This window comes from Micromonospora inaquosa, assembly GCF_003857055.1.
GTDB lineage: Bacteria > Actinomycetota > Actinomycetes > Mycobacteriales > Micromonosporaceae > Micromonospora > Micromonospora inaquosa.
Window position 1 is genome coordinate 1 of record NZ_QGSZ01000082.1, and the last position, 3668, is coordinate 3668.

A 3668-nucleotide genomic window follows, 5' to 3' on the forward strand; every position below is an offset into this window, starting at 1 on the left:
GGGCGGGGGCGCGGGTGACGTGGACCTGCAGCAGTCCGCCGCCGGTGCGGCCGGCGGCGGCGAGCCCGTCATACACCGCCCGGAGCCGGTCCTCCTCCGGCGGCGCACCGGCCTCCCACCGCTGGCCCCGGCTCGGCGCGGCGTCGTCCACCAGCGGTAGCCACTCCGGCTGGGTCGGCAGCAGCGCCACGGCGGCGACCAGGCTACCGGGTGCGAAGGCCGGTGGGCGGGTCTGTTCGGCGCGGGCACCGGGCCACGCGCGTTGCAGCAGCCGGAGCACGGCGGTCGGGTTCACGCCCGGGGGCAGCCACAGACCGCAGCGCATGCCGCGCGGGTCGGCTTGGACCTCCCAGACGAGGCGGTGCGGGCGCCACGACCACCGACTCGATGCGGGCAACGCCGTAGCGAGCAACCGCCACAGTCCGACGGTCGCGGCGGGGGTCGCCGACACCGGCGGGACGATCTCCAACCAGCGGGCCTGCCCGGCGTGGCGACGCCACACGCGCCGCCGCCACCACGCCCACCCGAGCCATGCGGCGACGAGCGCGGCGAGGCCAAGTAGCAGCAGCGGCCAGTGCGCGCTGACGAAGACCGCCGTCGCTGCGGGGGCGTTGTCGGCCCAGGTGCCGCAGATCAGGTGCCCGATGATGGAGTCCGGGATGCCGTCGTGGCCGGGTACGCAGGTCGCGGACGGCGACACAGGGATGGGTGACGGTGTGGTGGTGGGCGATGGCGCGACGAGCGAGGGCAGTGGAGTGGACATGGCAGACTCCCAGGAGGTCAGCTGAGGTTCAGTGGCGGCCGGTGGTGGGGCCGGTGACGACGAGTTGGTGCTCGACGTCGGAGGCGAGGCTGTGAAACGCGACCCGGCTGTTGCCACAGGCGAGGAGCGCGTCTCCGCGTGCCGCGGACAGCAGGAAGGCCCGCTCCCCGTCGGTGAGCCCGAACGCCTCGGTCACCGCGTCGATGGCCTGGGGTGCCTGGCGTAGCAGCACCTGCGTGGCCGCGTTGCTGACCACGGCGCGGCCGACTTCGGTGCCGAGCACGTCGGCGGCGTCCTGGGTGACCACGGTCAACCCGGCCCCGTGCTTGCGGGCGGATTTGGCGAGGCGGAACAGGAACTTCGCGCCGAGCCCGGCGCGCAGCATCAGCCACGCCTCATCGACCAGCACCATGCGCCGCACATCCGGCGACGATGAGTTGGCGACCGTGCGCCAGATCGCGTCCAGTGTCAGTAGCGTCCCGACCGGCTTCAGCTCGTCGGGCAGGTCCTTGATCGCGTACACCACCAAGTGCCCCTGCGGGGCGGTGGTCGTCGGCCCGTCGAACAGGCCGGCGAACGACCCGGACACATACGGATGCAGACGGGCGGCGAGGGTCCGCCCGGCCTCGCCGATCTCCGTCAACGCCTGCGCCACATTCGCCAGCAGCGGAGCGGGACGTCGCCAGGTACGCGGGTCGGTGGTGATGCCCTTCGCCCGATACGCGGCCAGGACAGCCGCGTCGAGGACCGGGACATCGTGTGGGTCGAGGGCGGCGGCGGTGTTGTCACCGGCGGTTAGCACCGCGACGAACGTCTGCATGAACAGGGTCCGCCGGAACAGAGCATCACCGCCGTCAGCGGCAGACAGGTCTAGGGGGTTGATCCGCACGCCGGGCGCGCCGGGGCGGATGATCGTTCCGCCGACCGCTTCCGCCAGCTTGAGGTATTCGTCTTCGGGGTCGACCACGAACGCTTGGACCCCGAGGTAGAGGTTGCGCAGCAGGTCGAGCTTGGCGAGGTAGGACTTGCCTTCACCGGAGCGGGCCAGGATGACGGCGTTGAAGTTCGACTGCGCCCACCGATCCCACACCACGACCCCGGCGGAGGCGAGGTTCAGACCGTAGAGCACACCCATGCCGGCATCCCCTGCGGTGACCGGCAGGTCTGGGCTGGTGAACGGGAAGCTCGCGGCGAGGGCGTCGGTGTCGAACACCCGGCGCATGCCGAGGCTGTCGACGGCCAGGGGCAGGCTGGTGATCCAGCCCTGCAACTGCCGCCACGTCGCCGGGGCCACATCGAGCAGCAGCGACGACGCCAGCGCTCGCACCTCGGCCACCCGGTCAGTCAGTTCAGCCTCGCTGTCGGCGTGCACGGTCAGGTACAGGCCGAGCCGGAACAGTCGGGCTTCGCCTCGGGCGACCCGAGCGGCCAGCTCGGCGGCGTCCGCCGCGGCGGCGTCCAACTCCGGGTCATCAAGACGCCCCTTCCCCGCGTCCGAGCGCCGTGAGGACTCCAGCCGGCCGCGCTGCTTACGCAGCCGGTCGGAGGCGACGACCGGGGCGACGGGTTCGATGTGCAGAGCGACATCGACGCGGCCCGGATAGGACAGGATCGGCTCCAACCAGCCGGCACCGACCTCGGCCGGGTAGCCGGTCACCGCCAGGGTCGCCGAGTAGTTCTCCCCCACGTGCACGGACCTGCCACCGACCTCGACGGCGTCAGGGCTGCCAGGCAGCACCCCGCCGGTCGCGCTCGCCAGGCGGCTGCGGGAAAAATTGGGCAGCTTCATGCGTCGTCACCGTCCCGCAGGTCACGCCGTAGCTCTCGGATGCCAGCGCCCGCCCACGCGGGGTTGGGGGCGGCCGGGTCAAGGCAAGCGGCAAGGGTTGTCTGGGTGTCGTAGGCGTCCAGGACCGTCGCGGTGACCTCGCAGCCGGCCAGGGCACGCACCGCCTCCCGCGCCTGGTGGGCGGTGTGGCCGGGGCCGCCCCGCCCGCGTACGGCGATGGTCACCTGCCGGTGCAGCAACTCCCGCCCGGTGGCGAGGTCGTCGAGGAACCTGGCGTGCGAGCGGGCCGCCTCTTCCAGCGCCGGGTGCGGCAGGGCCGGGGCGCGGTGCTCGATGCGGTCGGCGACGTGGGTCAAGTTGACGCGCTGTGCCCGCACGAGGATCTGCGTGGGGGCGTCGAGGCTGTTCAGCCAGCGGGCGAACCCGGCGACGAGGATGTTCTGCTCGCCGGGTGAGCGCAGCCCGAATGCCACCGTTGAGGCCGACACGAGGGCGGTGGTGCCGTCGGGGCCGAGGTCGATCAGCCCGTCGGCGGTGATGCCCTTCGCGGGCAGACGCAGCGGTGCCGGGAGTGGCAACTTGTCACCGCGCCCACCGGTGGTGGTGATCCAGGGCGGGGCAGGGTGGATCGGCTCGTCGACCGGGACGAGGCGGTGCGGGGTGCGGCGGTGCCGGATCGCGGCGAGTAGCCAGGTGTCGAGGCAGATTCCGTCGCGGCGGCCGACCGCGAGGAAGAACGCCGCCCCGGCGACCGGGATCGTCCCGGCGATGAAGTACAGCGGGTTGACGACCGTCGCGAGGGCGGTCCAGACCGCGTAGAGGCTCAGTGCGGTGACGGTCAGAACGACGACCTGACGCAGGGTCAGACCAAACACGATCCGATCCGGCCGTTCCACATCGGCCGGTACACGAGTCCTCAACGGCTCATCGTCGGTGCGGCGAGGCATCAGTGATCACTTCCCCTCGGGACGACGGCGGACGGGACGCTGCGGGTTGCCCGGCGCGGCCGGGCGTAGCGGACGGGCCTGCGGCTGCGCCCGCGGCGGGACGGCAGGAGCAGGCTCGCGAGGCGGCACGGGGGCCGGGGACGGGACCGCCGGGCGCACGGACGGGGAC

General features: G+C 72.7%; 2 protein-coding genes and 1 pseudogene. All 3 read right to left on the reverse strand.

Going from position 1 to position 3668, the window contains the following annotated elements; all coding sequences use genetic code 11:
* Window positions 1–763, reverse strand: a pseudogene (locus DLJ59_RS01450) (hypothetical protein); the annotation flags it as partial.
* 28 nt (window positions 764–791) lie between these two features.
* Window positions 792–2552, reverse strand: a complete 1761-nt coding sequence (locus DLJ59_RS01455; RefSeq protein WP_124770721.1) for a VirB4 family type IV secretion system protein — start codon at window positions 2550–2552, stop codon at window positions 792–794.
* On the reverse strand, window positions 2549–3499 hold the full coding sequence (locus tag DLJ59_RS01460; protein WP_124770722.1) for a PrgI family protein: 951 nt from the start codon (window positions 3497–3499) through the stop codon (window positions 2549–2551). The genes DLJ59_RS01455 and DLJ59_RS01460 overlap by 4 nt, the downstream gene beginning before the upstream one ends.
* Between the last annotated feature and the right edge of the window lie 169 nt (window positions 3500–3668).

Coding starts and splice junctions, on each gene's coding strand:
- DLJ59_RS01455 (WP_124770721.1), bottom strand. CDS start 2,552: ATGAAGCTGCCCAATTTTTCCCGCAGCCGCCTGGCGAGCGCGACCGGC.
- DLJ59_RS01460 (WP_124770722.1), bottom strand. CDS start 3,499: ATGCCTCGCCGCACCGACGATGAGCCGTTGAGGACTCGTGTACCGGCC.